At 43.2% G+C, this 20,377-nt stretch carries 15 protein-coding genes; all 15 read left to right on the top strand.

Translation table 11 applies throughout. The annotated features are described in order from the left end of the window. The first annotated feature begins 441 nt into the window (after nucleotides 1–441). Nucleotides 442–1,212, top strand: a complete 771-nt coding sequence (locus tag CLV93_RS09310; protein ID WP_106541928.1) for a polysaccharide biosynthesis/export family protein — start codon at nucleotides 442–444, stop codon at nucleotides 1,210–1,212. Between the two features lie 186 nt (nucleotides 1,213–1,398). Then, nucleotides 1,399–3,873, top strand: a complete 2,475-nt coding sequence (locus CLV93_RS09315; protein WP_106541929.1) for a GumC family protein — start codon at nucleotides 1,399–1,401, stop codon at nucleotides 3,871–3,873. 57 nt (nucleotides 3,874–3,930) lie between these two features. Continuing rightward, nucleotides 3,931–5,076, top strand: coding sequence for an NAD-dependent epimerase (locus CLV93_RS09320; protein ID WP_106541930.1), 1,146 nt, complete (start codon nucleotides 3,931–3,933; stop codon nucleotides 5,074–5,076). After that, a complete protein-coding gene (tviB, locus tag CLV93_RS09325; protein ID WP_174821589.1) occupies nucleotides 5,069–6,346 on the top strand; it encodes a Vi polysaccharide biosynthesis UDP-N-acetylglucosamine C-6 dehydrogenase TviB in 1,278 nt (425 codons plus the stop codon). The genes CLV93_RS09320 and tviB overlap by 8 nt, the downstream gene beginning before the upstream one ends. Before the next feature lie 60 nt (nucleotides 6,347–6,406). Beyond that, complete coding sequence (locus tag CLV93_RS09330) at nucleotides 6,407–7,795, top strand: phenylacetate--CoA ligase family protein (protein WP_106541931.1); 1,389 nt, start codon at nucleotides 6,407–6,409, stop codon at nucleotides 7,793–7,795. A gap of 98 nt (nucleotides 7,796–7,893) precedes the next feature. Next, nucleotides 7,894–9,282, top strand: coding sequence for a phenylacetate--CoA ligase family protein (locus CLV93_RS09335; RefSeq protein ID WP_106541932.1), 1,389 nt, complete (start codon nucleotides 7,894–7,896; stop codon nucleotides 9,280–9,282). A gap of 52 nt (nucleotides 9,283–9,334) precedes the next feature. Further along, the gene (locus tag CLV93_RS09340; RefSeq protein WP_106541933.1) at nucleotides 9,335–10,582 is read left to right on the top strand and encodes a lipopolysaccharide biosynthesis protein; all 1,248 of its coding nucleotides are present in this window, start codon (nucleotides 9,335–9,337) and stop codon (nucleotides 10,580–10,582) included. A gap of 8 nt (nucleotides 10,583–10,590) precedes the next feature. After that, a complete protein-coding gene (locus tag CLV93_RS09345) occupies nucleotides 10,591–12,075 on the top strand; it encodes a hypothetical protein (protein WP_106541934.1) in 1,485 nt (494 codons plus the stop codon). A gap of 42 nt (nucleotides 12,076–12,117) precedes the next feature. Next, a complete protein-coding gene (locus CLV93_RS09350) occupies nucleotides 12,118–13,305 on the top strand; it encodes a glycosyltransferase (RefSeq protein WP_106541935.1) in 1,188 nt (395 codons plus the stop codon). A gap of 165 nt (nucleotides 13,306–13,470) precedes the next feature. Continuing rightward, on the top strand, nucleotides 13,471–14,628 hold the full coding sequence (locus tag CLV93_RS09355) for a glycosyltransferase family 4 protein (protein WP_106541936.1): 1,158 nt from the start codon (nucleotides 13,471–13,473) through the stop codon (nucleotides 14,626–14,628). Then, the gene (locus tag CLV93_RS09360; RefSeq protein ID WP_106541937.1) at nucleotides 14,597–15,205 is read left to right on the top strand and encodes a sugar transferase; all 609 of its coding nucleotides are present in this window, start codon (nucleotides 14,597–14,599) and stop codon (nucleotides 15,203–15,205) included. The genes CLV93_RS09355 and CLV93_RS09360 overlap by 32 nt, the downstream gene beginning before the upstream one ends. Beyond that, the gene (locus CLV93_RS09365) at nucleotides 15,202–16,317 is read left to right on the top strand and encodes a lipid II:glycine glycyltransferase FemX (RefSeq protein WP_106541938.1); all 1,116 of its coding nucleotides are present in this window, start codon (nucleotides 15,202–15,204) and stop codon (nucleotides 16,315–16,317) included. The genes CLV93_RS09360 and CLV93_RS09365 overlap by 4 nt, the downstream gene beginning before the upstream one ends. Before the next feature lie 14 nt (nucleotides 16,318–16,331). Then, nucleotides 16,332–16,958: a hypothetical protein gene (locus tag CLV93_RS09370; protein ID WP_106541939.1), complete on the top strand. Its 627-nt coding sequence runs from the start codon at nucleotides 16,332–16,334 to the stop codon at nucleotides 16,956–16,958. Between the two features lie 8 nt (nucleotides 16,959–16,966). Further along, nucleotides 16,967–18,154 carry an aminotransferase class I/II-fold pyridoxal phosphate-dependent enzyme gene (locus tag CLV93_RS09375; protein WP_106541940.1) on the top strand — a complete coding sequence of 396 codons (1,188 nt, stop codon included), beginning with the start codon at nucleotides 16,967–16,969 and terminating at the stop codon, nucleotides 18,152–18,154. Nucleotides 18,155–18,298: 144 nt separating this feature from the next. Continuing rightward, nucleotides 18,299–20,269 (top strand): polysaccharide biosynthesis protein, encoded by a 1,971-nt coding sequence (locus tag CLV93_RS09380; protein WP_106541941.1) that lies wholly within the window; start codon nucleotides 18,299–18,301, stop codon nucleotides 20,267–20,269. The last annotated feature ends 108 nt before the right edge of the window (nucleotides 20,270–20,377 follow it).

Below are 20,377 nucleotides of genomic sequence, written 5' to 3' on the forward strand. Positions count from 1 at the left end.
ATTAACTTAACTAATATAAAGTATCACAGAAAATTACGTCTTCATTGGATCAGCAGAACCACACTCTCGATAACTCACAAATCACTTCTATCCGTAATTTTAAATTTTCCGTAAAACAGGTATTTACTTCTGCCTCATTTAATTCTTAACTTTTGTTTAGCTTTTTTATTAAGCCGAATCATTCTCCTAAACCACTTTCCATCCGATCAATCCTCATGGGACTGAAGAGGCGAAGCTATAAATCATAATCTTATTTATAGCTTGTTTAAGCATACTCCACGAGCATAATTTTGAGCATAAATTCTTACACATAGCCATGCAGCCAAAACTAATGCTCGCTTTTGTATAAAGGATTGACGGAAATGACAGTTGGCACCGCCTATTAAATCTGATGCATTGTCACTGTCCGGATTTTAATCTCACTAATAACCTGTAATCCTCATGAAATTTCGTTCTCTCACCTGGGCAGGGTTATTCCTTCTGCTCACAGCCCTGTTTTCATCATGTAGCACTCCTCTTAAAAACATTACCTACCTATATAATTTAGGGAAAGCAGACTCCACGTTACAAACCGTTTCGCCGGATGTCTACACCATCCATCCCAACGACAACCTCTACATCAGTATTATCAGTGATAATCCCGATGCTGCTTCCTTTTTGAATCTTTCCCAACCCGATCGCAACTACACTTCAGAATCGTCGCTGGAACTCATCACATATATTGTGGATGACCATGGTAATATTGTGCTTCCATATCTCGGGAAACAGCATGTAGGGGGCAAAACAACCAACCAGGTAAGAGATGAATTACAAGAACAGATTGACAACATTATGGAAAATGCTTCCGTGTTCGTCAAGCTGGTAAACCGAACGATAACTATACTCGGAGAGGTTAACCGCCCCGGCCAATACCGGGTTAACAAAAATTCGATGACGATATTTGAGGCCCTGGGAACCGCCGGAGACCTAAGCGACTTTGGAAACAGAAAAGACGTCAGGGTCATCAGAGGAGAGGGCGGCGAAAGAAAAGTAGCGACATTAAACCTGACTAACAGCAACATCACGCATTCTAAATACTTTTACATACTCCCCAACGATATTATTTACGTACAACCTAAAAACCGAATATACGGAGCAAAAACACTTCCTTTCGCGACTCTTTTTACGGCAATATCTACCGCCGTTCTACTATATACTTCCTTTAGGCCTTAATCGTTTACTTCACACATAAGACCCAGAAGGAAATTTATACTTCCCTTAATAATATTTGCCCAACACTTTCCAGAAAAGAGCACATGCATATCGTATGAGTTGGTGTCAATATTTAAGACAATTTCCTCTCTTTTTATACATGATGCTTCCATTCAGACATAACAAGCTTTCCTAAAAAACTGCCATATGGATACCCAAAACCCGCTCACTCCAAATCAACCCACAACATTTTCCAGACCCAGAAATTATCGAAAATACTTCTTCCTGCTGCTGTCTCACTGGTACTGGTTTGTAATAGCCTTCATACTCACGGTTACCGGAATATGGTTATATTACCGTTACTCACACCCGGTGTATGCTGTTTCCTCAACCATGCTAATTCACGAACAGCAAAACCAAAATCCACTTACCACACAGAAAGACCCGGAATCGAATGTTTTTCAGGGATTCGGGTTATTCCAGGGAAAACAAAACACGGAGAACCAAATTCAGATTTTGAAATCCTGGACACAGGTAAGGACTACGCTCGAACATTTTAACTTCGAAGCAACTTACTATAAAATTGGTCGTTTCAGGACAATTGAACTGTACAAGGATGTTCCGTTTCACATAGAGTTGGACCGAAGTCATCCTCAGTTACTGGATGCCAATTTTGATCTTCACTTCCTTCCAAATAACAGGGTAGAAATGACTATCCAGGGGAAAAAAGCAGTACGATATGATTATCGGAATGAGAAAGAGTTACAACCAGAGAAAGAAATCGAAGAAACCCGAACATTCCCTATTGATAGTTTCGTTGCTTCCGATGATTACGCATTCCGAATTATCCCGGCAGCCGATTCCAAACTGGAAGGCAATTACCGCGTTGTTTTCCATTCGCTGGACGAGTTAACCGCTGACTACCTGAACAGATTGACCGTGGCACCAATATCCAAAGAAGGAACTATCGTCAAACTCAGTACAACCTGCGAGAATCCACAAAAAGGCATCGACTTTCTAAACGAAATGATGCAGGTCTATCAAACACATAACCTGGATAAGAAGAATATCATTGCCACAAAAACCATCTTCTTCATTACCTCTCAGTTAGCCAACGTAAGTGATTCCCTGTCCGCATCGCAAAAAATTCGTGAACGCTTTCAGAGTCGAAACAATCTGCTCGATGTTTCATACCAATCTCAGCAACTTCTTGACCAGTTAGTAAAACTTGAGGACCAGAAAAGTCTGCTGGAAACTCAACATCAATATTACCAGTACCTGGAAACTTATCTTTCGAGGAATGACAACTTACAATCGCTCGTTGCTCCGACAACGGTCGGCATCGATGATCCGCTCCTCGTTAATTTATTGCAGGAGTTAAGTCAACTCAACATCGAAAAAACTACCTTATCCGCCACGGTAAAGGACCCTGACCATCCCCGCATGCGACAACTGAATATCCAGATGGAAACAACCAAGCGCACCTTACTGGAAAATAGCCGCAACATTATGCACCAGTCGGAAATCACCCTGAACGACTTAACCAAACGCATTGATAATCTGCAGCAACGAACCCGAAATCTACCATCGGTAGAACGCAATTATGTGAATATAGAAAGACGTTATCAGCTGAATAACGACACCTATACATTCCTCCTGCAAAAGCTATCAGAAGCACAGATTGCGAAAGCGTCCAACATGCCTGACAATGAAATAATTGACCCCGCAAGAATGGAAGGCAACACCCCAATTAGTCCAAACAACATGACAATTTACCTGGTAGCATTGCTCTTCGGAATTTTTCTCCCGGCTGGGGGAATTATTCTAAAAAATGAATTCGACAACAAAGTCCGGACTCCAGAGGACCTGGAAAATCTGACTAAGTACCCCATATTAGGACATATCATTCATGACGACCAGGCTGCCATTAGCCATACTGCGTTACTCGATCATCCCAATTCTCCCGTGGGTGAAACGTACAGGGCCTTGCGCATGAAACTTAAATTCATGCTAAACGGCACGGAACAACCGGTTATAGCAGTTACCTCAACCGGTTCTGACGAAGGGAAAACATTTACAGCCATGAATCTTGCTGCATCATTTGCGCTGTTGGGACAAAAGGCCGTACTTCTCGATCTTGACTTGCGCAATTCGAAAATGGCGGAGATGCATAACTACGATAAAAACAGAGGAGTCAGCAACTATTTGTTAGGTGAAATGAGACTCGAGGATATCACATTCAGGTCTACTCACCCATACATGTGGCTCATCCCATCAGGAAGCTTTCCGCCCAATCCCGGAGAATTGTTAGCCGACAAAAAACTTAAAGAGTTGATTGAATTGCTGAAAGAAGAATACGACGTCATTGTTATCGACTCCAGCCCTTTGCTGGTTGCCGATCTGTTCCAATACAGTCATTTATGCAACGCTTACCTATATGTAAGCCGCCAGGGAGTAACTCCGCAACCAGCCATTAAAAGTGCTTTACAGGAAATTTCCAACCAACATATCCGCAACGTTGGTATACTTCTGAATGACATTCGAATTAATAATCAACCACTCGGTGACCGATACAACTATAGCTACATGTACGGCTATGGATATAAAACTCAAAAGCCCAAAAATCGTCCTGCAGCCTACTGGCGAAAAGTGAATTCCAAGAAACAAGCACAAACAACCTGACAACTATCGACGTGATTACACACATCAATCCTTCAACCTAATCCTCAACTTTTTACCATGAAAATTCTCGTAACCGGAAGCGCAGGTTTTATTGGCTTTCATTTAGTCAAAGCCTTACTAAAAGCGGGGCATGAAGTAGTTGGTCTCGATTGTATTAACGATTATTATGATGTTAACCTGAAATATGACCGACTCGCCGAAACCGGCATAGCACCTCCGCTAAGAAATGGAATCGGAGCCTTTATTCAGAGTAGAATTTATGCAAACTATCGATTTGTTCGAATGAAACTGGAAGAACGTGAAAGTTTATTTAATCTCTTCGCCTCTGAAAAATTTGATAAGGTATGTAACCTGGCAGCGCAAGCCGGAGTGCGTTATTCGCTAAAAAATCCGGATGCATACATCAACAGCAATATCATCGGATTTTTGAATATTCTGGAAGCATGCCGACATTTCAAAGTCGGGCACCTTGTTTTCGCCAGCTCTTCGAGTGTTTATGGTAACAATACCCAAATGCCGCTCAGCACAACTGACCACACAAATCACCCTATTAGTTTGTATGCTGCGACGAAAAAGAGCAACGAAATGATGGCTCATGCCTACAGCCATCTGTTTGGAATTCCAGCTACCGGCTTACGCTTTTTTACCGTTTATGGTCCGTGGGGCCGTCCGGACATGGCTTTATTTATTTTCACGAAAGCAATCCTCGAAGGCCGTCCGATTGATGTGTATAACGAAGGAAAAATCCTCCGTGATTTCACATACATAAGCGACATCGTTGGCGGAATAATCCGCATTATCGATAGGCAACCTCAGCCAACCGATGACAAGGAAGCATCCCTTTCCGGAAGTACAACCGCTCCTTATAAAATCTACAATATCGGACATTCATCACCGGTCCGTTTAATGGATTTCATCGAATCCATCGAGCGAAAGCTGGGAATTCAAGCGCAGAAAAATCTCCTTCCCATGCAACCCGGGGATGTTCCCATGACTTGGGCAGATACTTCGGAGCTACAAAAGGACTTCGGATATAAGCCAACAACCGGCATAGACGAAGGGATCAGCAAATTCCTGGAATGGTACCAAACGTATTATCTGAAAAACCCAAAAGCTCACAAACAATACAATACTCGATCAACCCAACGATTTTTCAAAGATAGAGCTAGTTCAAAAATCAGAAAAACTTCCATCCATGACTGATATACGAATTGCTGTTATCGGACTTGGATATGTTGGTCTTCCCCTGGCAGTGGAGTTCGGTAAAAAATTACATACGGTTGGTTTTGATATCAACTCTGCCCGCATAGAAGAACTAAAAAAAGGACATGACCAAACCCTGGAAATCACGGATAGTGAACTAAAAACGGTTTTGGGGTCCCCTGATAAAGTCGGTCGTCTGCAATTTACCGATGAAAAAAAAGAAATCAGCGATTGCAATTTCTTTATCATCACCGTCCCGACACCAGTGGACAAAAATAACAGACCCAACCTAACCCCACTTTGCAGGGCCTCCCAAACCGTTGCTTTTGCACTCAAAAAGGGAGATATCGTCATTTACGAATCGACTGTTTACCCCGGAGTAACGGAAGAAGAATGTGTCCCGGTGCTGGAACGGTTTTCCGGACTGAAATTCAACGAAGATTTCTTTGTCGGATATTCACCAGAGCGGATCAATCCGGGAGATAAGAAACATACCGTGACCCGCATCAAAAAAGTAACTTCCGGCTCGACACCAGAAACAGCCGAAAAGGTAGACCAACTTTACAAAACCATCATTACTGCAGGAACCCATAAAGCGCCCTCCATCAAAGTCGCGGAAGCAGCTAAAGTAATTGAAAACAGTCAGCGGGATATCAACATTGCGTTCGTCAATGAACTCGCAAAAATTTTCAACCGGCTAAACATCGATACACAAGCGGTACTGGAAGCGGCAGGAACAAAATGGAACTTTCTCCCCTTCCGACCGGGTTTGGTTGGAGGTCATTGCATCGGAGTCGACCCGTATTACCTGGCCCAGAAAGCGCAGGAAGTCGGTTATCACCCGGAAATTATTCTTGCCGGAAGGCGAATGAACGATGGCATGGGACACTATGTCGCGGCTGAAGTTGTCAAGCTCATGATACAACATGGCATTTCCATTAAACAAAGTAAAGTGTTAATCATGGGAATTACGTTTAAAGAAAACTGTCCGGATATCAGGAATACCAAGGTAATCAACATGATTGACGAGCTCTGCGAATTTGGCTGCAAAATCGACGTATACGATCCCTGGGCTCATCCCGATGAAGTGGAAAAAGTTTACCATATCCCGCTGGTCCCAACCTACCAAATTCCCGATTACGACGCGGTTGTTCTCGCCGTTGCACACCATCAGTTCGAAAATTTCGATTTCAATTTATGCAATAGCCATACAGTCGTTTATGATGTAAAAGGATTTTGGCCTTCCGACAAAGTCGACGGAAGGCTGTAAGCAACAATTACCCCATTCCCCTTTTTTCCGGAAACCTAACCAGAACCACTCTTTAACCAAATGAAAAACCTTTACCAGAAGCTCTACAAATCTTCACCACATTCGCTTGCCAACCTGCTCATTGGTTTTTACAATGTGAGGCAATACAAAATCCGCCATGGAGGAGCTTACCAGGCCTTTCGAAAATACTACGAAGAAACAGAAAAGCTATCTCTTGAGGACGCCAAAAAAGAGCAGCTTAGACGATTACGGAGTTTTTTGCGGTACACTTATGAGCATTCGAAGTATTACCACGAAAAATGGCGAAACCTGCATCTGGATTTCAAACATTTGGAATGGGAAGAATTTAAGCAGCTTCCTTTCATGACAAAAGAAGAACTCCAGAAAAACATTAAAGATGTTTGCACCATCAATCGGCGAACTGCTGTGAGCTTTCAAACCGGAGGAACCACCGGCGTCTCCCTGCAAGTATATTACACTCCGCATAACATTCAGGAACGTTTCGCCATGGTCGATCATTTCAGGAGTCGGTTTGGGTTTGAATTCGGAGAGAAAACAGCCTGGTTCACCGGCAAGGACTTACTAAACTCGAGAGATGCGAGTAAACACCGCTACTGGCGCACCGACCGTCAAAACAATATTCGTTTTTATTCGACCTATCATCTTCAGCAAAAAAACTTTAACTATTACATCGACAACTTCAACAAATACCAACCGGCTTACTTCAGCGGTGCCACATCGTCTCTTTCCGAGATTGCCAAAGGCGGACTCAAAGCCGGAATAAAACTAACCTACCACCCCAAAGCAGTTTTTCCAACCGCCGAAATGCTTTTGAAAGAAGACCGGGAAGCCATGGAAACATTTTATGGCTGCGGAGTCTACGATCAATACGCTTCATCCGAAGGTGCGCCGTTTATCACTCAATGCCGTAATGCGCATATGCATATGGAATTAATGACCGGTGTTTTTGAAGTACTGAATTGCCATCAACAACCGACTGATTTTGGAGAATTAATCGTCACCTCGTTCACTACAGAAGGCACTCCACTGGTGAGGTACCGCATTGGCGACATGGTTGAAATGGAAACCAAACCCATCGATTGTTACCTCAAATATCCCATTGTAAAAAGTATCCACGGCCGGTTGAGTGACTGCGTCTATTCCCGGGAAACAGGAAAAATCTGCCAGGGCAACCTGGTCAATTCAGTAAAGAATATCAAAGGAATTACCCGCTTTCAAATAGTACAAAATGAATTGGATGCCATTTTAGTAAAGATTGTCAAAGCTGATGAGTACATCAAAGCAACTGAAGAGCCCAAACTATTGAAAGAACTCAGAATTCGTCTGGGTAAAGAAATGGATATCCAATTCAACTATGTAGATGAAATCCCCCGCGAACGAAGTGGAAAATACCGGATTATCAAGAATAACTGCAACGAAGAAATATAGAACTTTCTGGCCCCTTTGATTACACTCCCCACACTAACTATAAGCTCAACAAACAATTTCAGACTATCCTTTTCGCAAATCTGCTAAACCAAACCAAAATGAACAGCATTTACGAACACATTTACAAAGCTTCGCCCAATGCCCTATCCAATTTACTGATTAGTTTATACAATACCAGTCAATACCGCATCAGGCACGGTGGCGAGTATCAGGAATTCAGGAGGTATTTCGAAGAAAGCGAAAAATGGCCGCAAGAAAAGGTTGAACAAGAACAATTAAAACGTTTGCGCCATTTTCTGAGATACGCCTATCACCATTCTGAATACTACCGTAACAAATGGGAAGCTCTGCATCTGGATTTTGATAATCTCGGATGGGACGAATTCAGACAAATTCCTTTTCTAACCAAAGAAGATTTACAGAAAAACATCAAAACCATTTGCACGATCAACCCAAAAACCGCTGTTAAATTTCAAACGGGTGGAACAACCGGGGTAGCTCTCCAGGTTTTCTACACACACCAAAATATTCAGGAACGGTTTGCCATGGTCGAACACTTTCGCAGTCGCTTTGGATTTCAATTTGGAGAGAAAACGGCCTGGTTTACCGGCAAAGATTTGTTGAGTCAAAAAGATGTAGACAAACACCGGTACTGGAAAACCGATTACCAAAATCATATTCGCTTTTATTCCACATTCTATATTCAGCAAAAAAATGTCCCTCAATACATTGAAAATCTGAACGCCTATCAACCGGTTTATTTCAGCGGCATTACATCGTCTATGGCGGAAATCGCGAAAACAGGCCTCAAACTGGGATTGAAACTTAATTATCAACCCAAAGCCGTTTTTCCAACCGCAGAAACACTTTTAAAAGAAGACCGCAACGCGATGGAAAAATTTTACGGATGTGGCGTTTATAACCAATATGCGTCGTCGGAAGGAGCACCATTTATCACCCAATGTAAGGAGGGACATATGCATCTGGAGATGATGTCCGGCATTTTTGAAGTGCTGGATTTACAGGACAAACCTTCCAATTACGGCGAGTTGGTCGTTACTTCTTTTACCACCGAAGGCACTCCGCTGATTCGTTACCGGATTGGCGATCTGGTCGAACTGGAAACAGAAAAGCAGGACTGCTATTTAAGATATCCGATTGTGAAGAAGATACATGGTCGCTTCACCGATTGTCTTTTTTCGCGGGAAACCGGAAGAGTATGCCAGGGAAATATCGCTAATTCGCTTAAACACGTTAATGGAGTTCAACGGTTCCAAATCATACAGAACAACCTCGATTCTATTGCTGTAAATGTTGTAAAAACAAAGGAATACCAAAAAGAGACTGATGAAAAGATGTTGACAAAAGAGCTTCGTATTCGTTTGGGTAAAAAAATAAAAATAGAATACCGATATGTTGACGAGATACCAAACGAACGAAGTGGCAAATTCAGGTTGGTTAAAAATTTCTGCAAGGAATCGATTTAATTTACAGCACTAAATACCCAAACAAAATCCTGTAACCGGGATATTCAAAAGTATGGTCATTGCATCAGTACATGTGAAAAGCCTGCGCCAAAATGTGGCATGGATGTTTGTGGGAAACGGATTTTATGCTTTCTGCCAATGGCTGGTATTGTCTCTCATTTCAAAATGGACAAACATACAGGAACTAGGATATTTTACGCTTTCACTGGCAATCGCTGCACCCGTTTATATGTTCATGAACTTTCAACTGAGGCCGGTATTAATCACCGATGCTGAAAAACGCTGGGAATTTTCCGAATTCTTTACCATGCGGACTGTTTCGACCGCCACCGGATTCCTACTTGTTCTGCTCATCGGGTTCTTCTTCGGGAAGGGCAATTTTCTTCGCATACTATTGCTGATTAGCGCCATTAAAGCCATCGAGGCACTCACCGATATTATCCATGCCCGACTGCAAAAGGAAGAATCGATGTCGATGATAGCCCGTTCGCTAATGCTGAAAGGGTCCGGGTATGTTGTTTCTGTCATTATTGGTCTTCTCATTTTCAAAAGCCTGGTTTCCGGACTGGCCCTTTATTTTCTGCTTTGCATCGGCTTCATCTACTTTGTCGATTACCACTTTTTGAAACTCGTGGCAGGAAAAATTAAAATGCTGTCAAAATCAATTACAAAAAGTATACTAATCATTGGATTCCCTTTGGCCGTAGTTCGGCTGATAATTGCACTGAATAGTAACGTGGCGAAATACATTGCCGAGATAAACCTGGGAACAGAAAAACAGGCAATTTACTCGACGCTGGCTTATCTGATTGTTATGGGAGATGTGTTCATTCAGGCCATCGGGCAGACATTTATTCCCCGCATCAACAAATACGCCATGAACAATAACTGGAAAGCTGTCAAGCGACTAAAATTCTACTTTTCCATTATATGTATTGTAACCGGATTAGCACTCTACATGGCCAGTATTTCAGCAGGTGGAATGATTCTGCGAGTACTTTTTTCGGCCGAAATAGCCCAATATCAACACCTGTTTTCTCTACTGATGCTTTCCGGTATCCTGATTTACTATTCGTCGTCTGCCGGACAAACTCTAACAGCACTTAAAATATTTAAGCCTCAACCCTGGATACATGTCATCACGTTTACGGTTAATATCATTGCCATACTCATTCTTGTCAATCGCTTAGGGCTTGTTGGAATTATCTATGCCACGATGATAGCTTTCACCGTGAGAATTATTCTATCTGAATGGCTGCTTTACCGGCATCTCTATCTTAAACAATCAAAAAACAATTAAGCATTTATATGCTTCATCAACAGTCGAATATTCTACTAACACCAGTTGTCAGGGCAGACAACTACCGGGAACGTTATACGCATCGCTTCCAATTTACGCTGGCTGTTTTCATTACTGCTGCGATACAGGCACTGGTTCTGTATTCAGGGAATGTACCGATTCACTGGTTTCTGGTTCCGGTAGATTTGATTGGCATTCTGGTAATTTATAAAATCATCAACATCGCATCGAAAAGTGATTACCTTTCACATGTTGATTTCTACGCCTACATCATATTTTTCAACGCACTATTCCTGGCACCGAACCTGCACTTCCTAAAGGATTTCTGGCTTCCCTGGGTACCTAATCATCCGGTTCGTTGGGACAATTGGGTTTTAATATGGGCATTGCTCAATCTCATTGGGCTGATTATTTTCATCGTCATCAGGGAATTAACCAATCAGAAACCACGCTTATCACAAGGTATTTGGATATACAATCCAAACAGAAATTACATCATTGTACTGTTCATGATTGTCAGCTTTGCCGCACAAGTATTGGTATATGCGAGGTTTGGAGGAGTATCAGGTTACATTTACGCATACGAAACAGCCCGAGATACAGCTTTCAAGGGAATGGGATACCTCTTCACGGTATCGGAAATATTCCCCATCCTGTTTATTATTTGGTTCTTTCTCAATAACCGTGGAAAAAAAAACATATCCTCGCTAAAAGTTTACCTCTTTTTTATCCTTCTCTTTGCCGCATGCATCTATTTTGGAGGATTGAAAGGGCGACGAAGTAATACCATATTTACGATGTTTCATGGCTTCTTTCTGGTTCATTTGTACATCTATCGATTTAAATTCAGAGAGATAGTACTAGCATTGGTCTTCGGAATGTTATTCATGTTAATAGGAAAAGTATATAAATTCATTGGCTTCGAAGCAGTTATACTGCTTTCAAAACTGGATTTTAATACACTGATGGAATACAATGCCAGCTATGGAAACGGAATTGTTCCTACACTCATCGGTGATTTTGGTCGTTGTGACGTTCAAAGCTTTGCCATTTACCGAAACTATGTCGATGGGTTTCCTCATTACTGGGGACTGGAGTATTTTGGCGACCTGATCAAAATGTTTCCATCAGTCATTTCCGACCACTTCACTGATATCCCATCAAAGATTGAAGTGGGAGAAAGCTATCTATACGGGAGTAAAACCCGTATATTCGGCGTATTTGGAGAATATATCTTCAATTTCGGAATATCAACAGCTTATCTGGCATATGTTATCTTTGCCGCTGGCATCATGCTGGCCGACCGTTTTGTTAACATGCTACGTCCCAACGATATTCGGTTAATACTTGTCCCGTTGATTTTTAATTTGATCATCATATTCTTTCTGTCTGATCTCGATAATGTCGGCTTTTTCTTCTTTAAAAGAATGCTCATTCCGATCCTGTTGATTTGGATCATCTCGGAAAAGCATCACGCAAAACAGCCAACTTAAACAACTGTACAGAAACGACAACTCCCTATTATCTTTTTCATCATGGATTTAGTTTACATATATGAATCTCCTTTTGTCAGGACTCCCGACGGAACGATCTACAGTGTGGGAGGAAATTTCTCAGCAAAGATGTTTAGACGTTACCTGAAAGTATTTGATCATGTTGATGTGATAACCCGCGTTCGGGATGACAATGGTACTTACCCGGCCAACAACAAGGTAGAATGTGGCAATATCAAAGTACACGCGCTTCCGTTTTATACAGGTGCGGTTCAGTTCACACTAAAATATTTGGCAATACGACAGCAACTAAAAAAACATATTCGAAAGGACTGTGCTTACATCATAAGGACTCCCAGTGTAGTCGGGACTATCATGAGCGAACTGCTTAATCGCAACAAAATCCCATACGGAGTGGAAGTTGTAGGTGACCCATATGATGCATTTAGCCCCGAAAGTATCCAGCATCCTCTTCGCCCTGTTTTTCGGTGGAAACTGAAGACCGATTTGCAGAAAATTGTCAGGAAAGCAGAAGCCGCTCTTTTTGTTACACGCGACTATCTCCAGGAACGCTATCCGGCTGCAGCCGGAAAATACCAAACGCATGCATCCAACGTAACACTAATTGATGAAGCATTTGTTCGGCAACCCAAACATTATAACGGAGATATCAAAGAATTCAATCTAATCTCAGTAGGTGCACTGGCCCAAATGTATAAATCACCCGATATCGTTCTTGAGGCAATAAAAAAATTGCATGGAGACGGAATCGATTGTCATTTAACCTGGCTCGGTGATGGAAAGTACATGGATGACATGATCGGTTTGGCCAATGAATTAGGAATAGGTGAGAATGTGTCCTTCGAGGGACGTGTCAACTCCGGAAGGAATGTCCGGGCCTATCTGGACAAAGCCGACATTTTCATCCTGGCCTCCAAAACAGAAGGACTTCCGAGGGCTATGATTGAAGCGATGGCCAGAGCGTTACCATGTGTAGGAAGTGAAGTCGGAGGTATTCCCGAATTGTTGGATGAGCAGGTGATTGTCCCGGCAGGAGATCCGTATGCGTTGGCCGGGCTCCTGAAAAAAATGATAACCAACTCAGCTTTCCTAAACGAACAGTCGGCCCGAAACCTGGAAGTGGCTCAGTCTTACAACCACCATGTTCTAAGCCGTCGCCGTGAAGAATTCTATCGTCAGGTAAAATCATCCGTACAGATCGAAAACTAAATATTGAAATGCTTTTCCCTAACAGCCGTTAACAGGCGCTACCCATTTTTCTCAGAAACACGTTTTTCACCTCATGCAGTTCTGATAGTACTCTGTGAGTAAGCATTCCCCTGCAAGCAATTCAACATCACGAGTAAAATAGCTGCGCTGCCAAAACCAACTGAAATGAAGATTGTGATTATCGCCAGCAACGATTTCTCACTAATTAACTTTCGCAAGGAGCTTATTTTGGAGTTTCGTAACCGCAGGTTCGACATCGTTGCTGCTGCCCCTCCTGAACTTCCCATCGTCCGTCGGGAATTGAACCGTCTGGGCATCAAATATTATCCGCTAACACTTAGTAAAAACGGAAGAAATCCGTTTCGGGATTTTCTTTTCTTTTTCTCCCTACTTCGTATTCTTCTTAAGGAAAGACCGGATTACCTACTGACATACACCATCAAACCAGTCATTTACGGCAATCTGGCAGGTCGCTTATTCAAGAACCTGAAACGCTATTCGATTATTTCGGGCCTGGGATACATAGCCAGCGAAAACGAAGTCAATTCCAGAAAACTGGTTTTGCGAATCATTGATATTCTGTACCGGACGAGTTTAAGAAACATCAATGGTCTTTTTTTCCAGAACTATGAAGATGTGGCCTTCTTCCTAAAAAAGGAATACATCAATTCACCAGCCATAGCACAGGTAACCATGGGCTCAGGAGTAAACACCCGGTATTTTACAAGAGAACCATTGCCTTACGGCACATTTCGTTTTCTACTCGTGTCCCGGCTTCTGCGGTCTAAAGGAATTGCCATATACGCCGATGCTGCAAGGATAGTGAAAGAAAAGCATCCAACCGTGGAGTTCGAAATAGTTGGTGGTTACGACTTAAGCTGTGAAGACGCCATCACCCCTGAAGAGGTCCAGAACTGGGAACAGGAAGGTCTTTTTCACTACCGGGGAACCACCAGCGATGTGCGGCCTTACCTGAAAGACTCAACCGTTTTTGTGCTTCCCTCCTACTACCGTGAAGGAATTCCCCGCTCTATTATGGAAGCGATGGCCACAGGACGCCCCATCATCACCACCGACGCCATTGGCTGCCGAAATACAGTGAAACATGGCCAGAACGGCCTCCTCGTCAAACCCCGGGATGTGGAAAGTCTGGCCTACGCTATGATTTACATGGTGGAACACCCCGAAGAAGTGAAAGTTATGGCGGACAAAAGCAGACAAATGGCCGTGGACATTTTCGAGGTAACCGAAGTAAATAAAGTATTGCTTGAATACATGAATCTAGGAGTACATGTACCGGTATCTGTTCAAACCTTTGCTTGATTTTGTGCTGGCATTGATTGGTATTATCCTGTTAAGTCCGCTCTTCCTCATTATACTCGTCTGGTTGACTATCTCGACCAGAGGCAACCCGTTTTTCAATCAGGAACGGCCCGGTAAAAACGGAAAGCTATTCCGGTTGTACAAGTTCAGAACCATGAACAACAAACGGAACAAAGAGGGTGAACTGCTGGCCGATCACCTGCGGGTAACCCGTACGGGCAATTTTCTTCGAAACTCTTCGCTCGACGAAATTCCCCAGTTACTGAATGTATTGAAGGGTGAACTGAGTTTAATTGGTCCTCGCCCACTGCTGAAACAATACCTTCCCCTGTACAACGAACGTCAGACAAAACGACATGATGTAAAACCGGGGATTACCGGCTGGGCACAGGTAAACGGAAGAAATGATTTAAGCTGGGAGGAAAAATTCGAATACGATGTGTACTACGTTGAGCACCTGTCACTCAATCTTGATATAAAAATACTATACCTCACCATCACCAAGGTATTCAAGAGGGAAGGAATTTATGCTCCTCACCGCGAGAGAATGGAATATTTTAAAGGAACCACCACATGATAACTAAAACTCTAAAGGCCGGAACCGAATCTCATTTTCGGGAATGGCAAAGGTTATGTGCGAATATAACCGACTGCGACATTTGCTTCTACCCGCAATATGCCTTGCTAAGTGAAACAAATGACGAAGGAGAAGCAACCTGCTTTGTTTATCAAAAACATGATAATGACTACATTCTGTTTCCCTTCCTGAAAAGAAAAATCAACAACATAAGTCTATTCTCCCAACTCAGAGAAACGTATTACGACATCGTATCGCCGTATGGTTATGGGGGGTATCTCCACAGCGATGCCTGTACCATTTCAATGGAAGATTTTCTCCAAACCTTCCATCGTTACTGTCAGGAACAACAGATTGTCTCCGAATTTGTCCGCTTCCATCCCTGGCTGAAAACGTACGAAGGTTGCGACACAGAAATGGACATCAACTTATACAACCAGGTCGTCGCCATCGACACAGCCAAAACCGCAGAAGAAATATGGAGCGATTTCGATCGCAAATGCCGCAATCGCATTCGGAAAAGTGCGAAGGAAGGTGTTGTCATCGAAATGGACAGTTCGCGGGAAGCAATCGAGCTTTTTTTGCCTCTGTATACCGAAACCATGTCCCGGAATGAGGCCAACCTTTACTATTATTTTTCGAAGGATTACTTCCGCCGTATGGTGACTCTAATGGACGGCAACATTACCTTTTTCCACGCCCGTCTCGACGACAAAATCATTGCATCCATTCTCGTCATTACTGGCGGTGCATTTGCCAATGCTCATCTGGCCGGCACGAACACAGCGTATCTTCATCTTTCCCCTATGATGGCTCTTTTTCACGAAGCCGCCATTTGGGCCGGCAAACAAGGTTACCGGTACTTCATCTTAGGAGGTGGCCGATCAGCTTCGCCACATGATAGCCTGTTGAGAATGAAAACCAAATTTGCCAAAGAAACCATTCCTTTCCATACCGGGAAAAAAATTCACCTTCCTGATGTATACAAAGAACTATCTCACTTGAAAAAAATCCATATCCAAAAAAACAAACTGGATATTCTACATACCGAATATTTCCCTGAATACCGAAATATTCGCTTTCACTCACCTACTTATTCATCTGCATTATAAAAACCGATAGTCGTATGGAAACAGAGAGAGATAAAAACTGTCAGTTTGCGCATGCTGAGGAGATGTTTGCCAAAGAGCCCATTGGGTTACGAATCAACTTAGCCATCGTTGCTTTCTTACGGAAAATCAAATTCTATTTGTATTTCCGCAAGGTCAAATATTTTCTGGGATTCCGAACCCATTATTCCGGAGCATCAGGAACACCCAAGCTCATTGCTGAGCCGAAACCACAGATAGTCAAAAAGCCAACCGGCCCGCTGAAACAAGGTGATTGGGTAAGAATCAAATCGAGAGAAGAAATACTGAAAACCGTTGATGATAACAACAAGCTGGAAGGATGTATCGTCATGCCCGAGATGTGGCAGTATTGCGGCACGGAAACCAAGGTAGTCAAACGCGTTGAATATTTTCTCGACGAAGCCAACTACAAAATGCGGAAGATGCGAACTACCGTTCTGCTGGAGGGTTTGCATTGCTCAGGAAAAATGCCCGGCTACAAAGCCGTGTGCGATCGGAACTGCTATTTCTTCTGGAAGGAAGCCTGGCTCGATAAAATCGATGCTCCGGTTGAAGAAAAGCCTCAGAATATTGATGTCAACCGAAAAACAGAGCAAACCACAACAAACTCTAACTTCAACTGAGCATCACAATGGAGAAGAAGATTTGGTTATCATCCCCCCATCTGAGTGGCCATGAATTGCAATATATCGTTGAAGCAATTCAGACCAATTGGGTGGCTCCTTTGGGGCCCAATGTCGATGAATTCGAACAAGTACTGGCACGCTACCATCAGGTACAGGATGCTGCAGTGCTAAGCTCTGGCACTGCAGCGTTACACCTGGCCTTGATTATACTGGGAGTAAAAACCGGTGATGAAGTAATTGCATCCTCTCTCACTTTTTCTGCCACCATTAATCCGATAATCTACCAGTGTGCGCACCCCATTCTTGTCGAAAGTGAACCACGAACCTGGAACATGAGTCCTGACTGGTTGGAAACAGCCATTAAAGCCCGGATAAAAAGAGGAAAGAAACCCAAGGCTATTATTCCCGTGCATGTTTATGGCATGCCAAGCAAAATGGAGGAAATCATGGAGATTGCAAATTATTACCAGATTCCGGTAATAGAAGATGCAGCCGAAGCGTTGGGCAGTCGTTATAACGGACAAGCACTGGGTTCGATAGGTGCAATAGGAGTTCTCTCATTTAACGGGAATAAAATTATCACCACTTCCGGTGGAGGAGCCCTTTTATCCAACGATAAAAAATCGACAGCCAAAGCACGATTCCTCTCCACACAGGCCCGCGATCCAGCTCCTCATTATCAGCACACTTCCATTGGTTATAACTATCGGATGAGCAACATCACCGCCGGTATTGGCCTTGGGCAAATGGAAGTCATCGACCAACGTGTTGTTCAGCGACGAAAAAACCAACTATTCTATCGGGAACTATTTTCCGGTATACCGGGAATATCCTTCCAGGAAGAACCGGATGACCGTTTCTTCTCCAACTACTGGTTAACCGCTATTACTGTTGATGACCGTCAAACCGGAGGTATCACCTGCGAGATGCTTCGAAAAGCATTCGCAGCCGAAAATATCGAATCGCGGCCGCTATGGAAGCCAATGCATTTGCAGCCGATTTTCCGCAAATATCCATTTTATGGTGACGGAACATCGGAAAGATTATTCCGCAAAGGACAATGCCTGCCCAGTGGTTCCAACCTAACAGACGAAGACCGGTTACGCATCGCTGGTGTTATTAATCGCTTATTTGACAGGAAAGAGATTTGTCATACCGCTATACCATCCCAAAATACAGAATCACTAAAGTAAAATTCACAATCTAAAGATTATCAGCATGAAATAAAGCTCTACTCTTCCATTGAGTGGAAGTTCTAAAACATTACACCAAACACTCCCTCCCTCAGGATAATGCAAAAACATTCACATTATCTATTTTAAGTTACCTAAATTCCTATGCTTCGCCTACTCAAAAAATTTCTACTCCGACACATTGTCCCACGTGGCATGGTGTTAATCATGGACCTGTTCGTTACTGCGATCAGTTTCGTTCTGGCCTATCTCCTCAGATTTAACCTGGATCCCGTTTTAATAGATATTCATCGGGCAACGAGTCATTTCCTCGTCGCTCTTCCGGTCTACATCGGAGCCTTTCTGTTTTTTGGTTCATTCAGCGGAATCATCCGACACACAACCATTCAGGATGCTGTCAAGTTGGTTTTAGCTATGTCGACTGGAGCCACCAGCTTACTGTTTCTATCCACCGCTGCGCGGAACTTTCCGGATATGGAATTTCTGGTCATCCCGTATTCTGTTATCCTGATTCACTTTTTTGTAACCACGGTTCTGCTGGTAGGCACCCGGATGGCTATCAAAGAAACCTACCAGTACTGCTTCCTCCCGAATCGCCCGCTCAAAAGCGTGATGCTTTTTGGTGCAGGAGAGCTCGGACTCATCACACTCAACGTATTGGCGCAAGACCGTATTTCTGGCTATAAAGTTGTTGGATTCATCGATGACAAACGGACCCTTAACGGGAAAACGCTCAACGGCATCCCCATCTATTCTGCCCGGCAAGCCTTCCGAAGAGTGGTCAAGGCCGAGTTGGTTCAGGAAATCATCATTTCCATCAATCAGCCAAATATTTCGCCGACGCGGAAGAAACAGCTACTGGAAATGTGCCTGGATAATAATATCCAACTGAAACAAATTCCTGCCGTAAACGATTGGATGAACGGCCAGTTGAATTCCAAACAAATTCGAAATGTCATGATAGCCGACTTACTCAGCCGGGAGGCTATCCATCTGGAAATCGACAAAATCAAGGAAGGCCTCAAGGATTCGATCATCCTGATAACTGGTGCAGCCGGTTCAATTGGCTCCGAAATTGTGCGTCAGCTCATGGCTTTCGATATCCGTCATGCCATTTTGTATGATCAGGCTGAGACTCCACTGTATGATTTGCAAAACGAACTAAAAGTAAAGTTCCCGAAAACTTCATTCGACCTCATTATTGGTGATGTCCGCGACCCGTTCCGTCTATACCAGGTTTTCGCCCGATATCAACCTGACATTGTTTTCAATGCTGCCGCTTACAAACATGTTCCATTAATGGAAGCACACCCTTACGAAGCTATTCGTGTGAACATCGGTGGAGCTTTATTACTCGCCGATCTGTCTGTCCAGTTCAAGGTGAAAAAGTTTGTGATGTTATCTACCGACAAAGCAGTCAATCCCACCAATGTGATGGGAGCATCCAAGCGGATTTGCGAAATATATATCCAGGCGTTGTCTCAGAAACAAGGTATTAACACCCAATTTATCACCACACGCTTCGGCAATGTGCTTGGTTCTAACGGATCAGTTGTTCCGCTTTTCCAAAAACAAATTGAAGAAGGAGGTCCCGTTACTGTCACTCACCCCGATATTACGCGTTTTTTCATGACCATACCGGAAGCTTGTCAGTTGGTTCTCGAAGCCGGTTTTATGGGAAAAGGCGGCGAGATTTATGTTTTCGACATGGGTAAACCGGTGAAAATATACGACCTCGCAAAAAGGATGATCTCGCTTTCCGGGTTTGTTCCTGAACAGGACATTGCCATCAAATTCACGGGATTACGCCCCGGAGAGAAACTCTATGAAGAACTTTTGGCGAACAAGGAAAATACGCTGCCTACCCATCACCCGAAAATCATGATTGCCCAAGTTCGTAAGTATCCTTACGACGAGGTAAATGAAAGCATCAGAGGGCTGCTTGCTGCTGTTCAACTCGAAGATGAAGAAAAACTGGTCAGCCGCATGAAGTTATTGGTTCCGGAATTCATTTCACAAAATTCACGATTTACCAAATTTGACAATGAGCAACCGGCAGGTCCGCGTTTAGAAAAAGGCAAAAGAAAGTCCAAAAAGAAAATACCAATCACCTGAAATACCTAACACTTAGAACTTAATTCTTCCCAAATACATCCTAAAACCAATTTCGTTGTCTGTCATCCGGAATTCAGCTTCCCAGGCTGCGTTCCGGATTTTTTTATG

The sequence above is a fragment of the Prolixibacter denitrificans genome (genome assembly GCF_003014495.1).
GTDB lineage: Bacteria > Bacteroidota > Bacteroidia > Bacteroidales > Prolixibacteraceae > Prolixibacter > Prolixibacter denitrificans.

Bases quoted from the DNA above. Each gene is read 5' to 3' on its own strand.
- CLV93_RS09355 (WP_106541936.1), top strand. From the start codon at position 13,471: ATGAAGATTGTGATTATCGCCAGCAACGATTTCTCACTAATTAACTTT.
- CLV93_RS09375 (WP_106541940.1), top strand. From the start codon at position 16,967: ATGGAGAAGAAGATTTGGTTATCATCCCCCCATCTGAGTGGCCATGAA.
- CLV93_RS09380 (WP_106541941.1), top strand. From the start codon at position 18,299: ATGCTTCGCCTACTCAAAAAATTTCTACTCCGACACATTGTCCCACGT.
- CLV93_RS09315 (WP_106541929.1), top strand. From the start codon at position 1,399: ATGGATACCCAAAACCCGCTCACTCCAAATCAACCCACAACATTTTCC.
- CLV93_RS09350 (WP_106541935.1), top strand. From the start codon at position 12,118: ATGGATTTAGTTTACATATATGAATCTCCTTTTGTCAGGACTCCCGAC.
- CLV93_RS09345 (WP_106541934.1), top strand. From the start codon at position 10,591: ATGCTTCATCAACAGTCGAATATTCTACTAACACCAGTTGTCAGGGCA.
- CLV93_RS09340 (WP_106541933.1), top strand. From the start codon at position 9,335: ATGGTCATTGCATCAGTACATGTGAAAAGCCTGCGCCAAAATGTGGCA.
- CLV93_RS09320 (WP_106541930.1), top strand. From the start codon at position 3,931: ATGAAAATTCTCGTAACCGGAAGCGCAGGTTTTATTGGCTTTCATTTA.
- CLV93_RS09330 (WP_106541931.1), top strand. From the start codon at position 6,407: ATGAAAAACCTTTACCAGAAGCTCTACAAATCTTCACCACATTCGCTT.
- CLV93_RS09335 (WP_106541932.1), top strand. From the start codon at position 7,894: ATGAACAGCATTTACGAACACATTTACAAAGCTTCGCCCAATGCCCTA.
- CLV93_RS09310 (WP_106541928.1), top strand. From the start codon at position 442: ATGAAATTTCGTTCTCTCACCTGGGCAGGGTTATTCCTTCTGCTCACA.
- CLV93_RS09360 (WP_106541937.1), top strand. From the start codon at position 14,597: ATGTACCGGTATCTGTTCAAACCTTTGCTTGATTTTGTGCTGGCATTG.
- CLV93_RS09370 (WP_106541939.1), top strand. From the start codon at position 16,332: ATGGAAACAGAGAGAGATAAAAACTGTCAGTTTGCGCATGCTGAGGAG.
- tviB (WP_174821589.1), top strand. From the start codon at position 5,069: ATGACTGATATACGAATTGCTGTTATCGGACTTGGATATGTTGGTCTT.
- CLV93_RS09365 (WP_106541938.1), top strand. From the start codon at position 15,202: ATGATAACTAAAACTCTAAAGGCCGGAACCGAATCTCATTTTCGGGAA.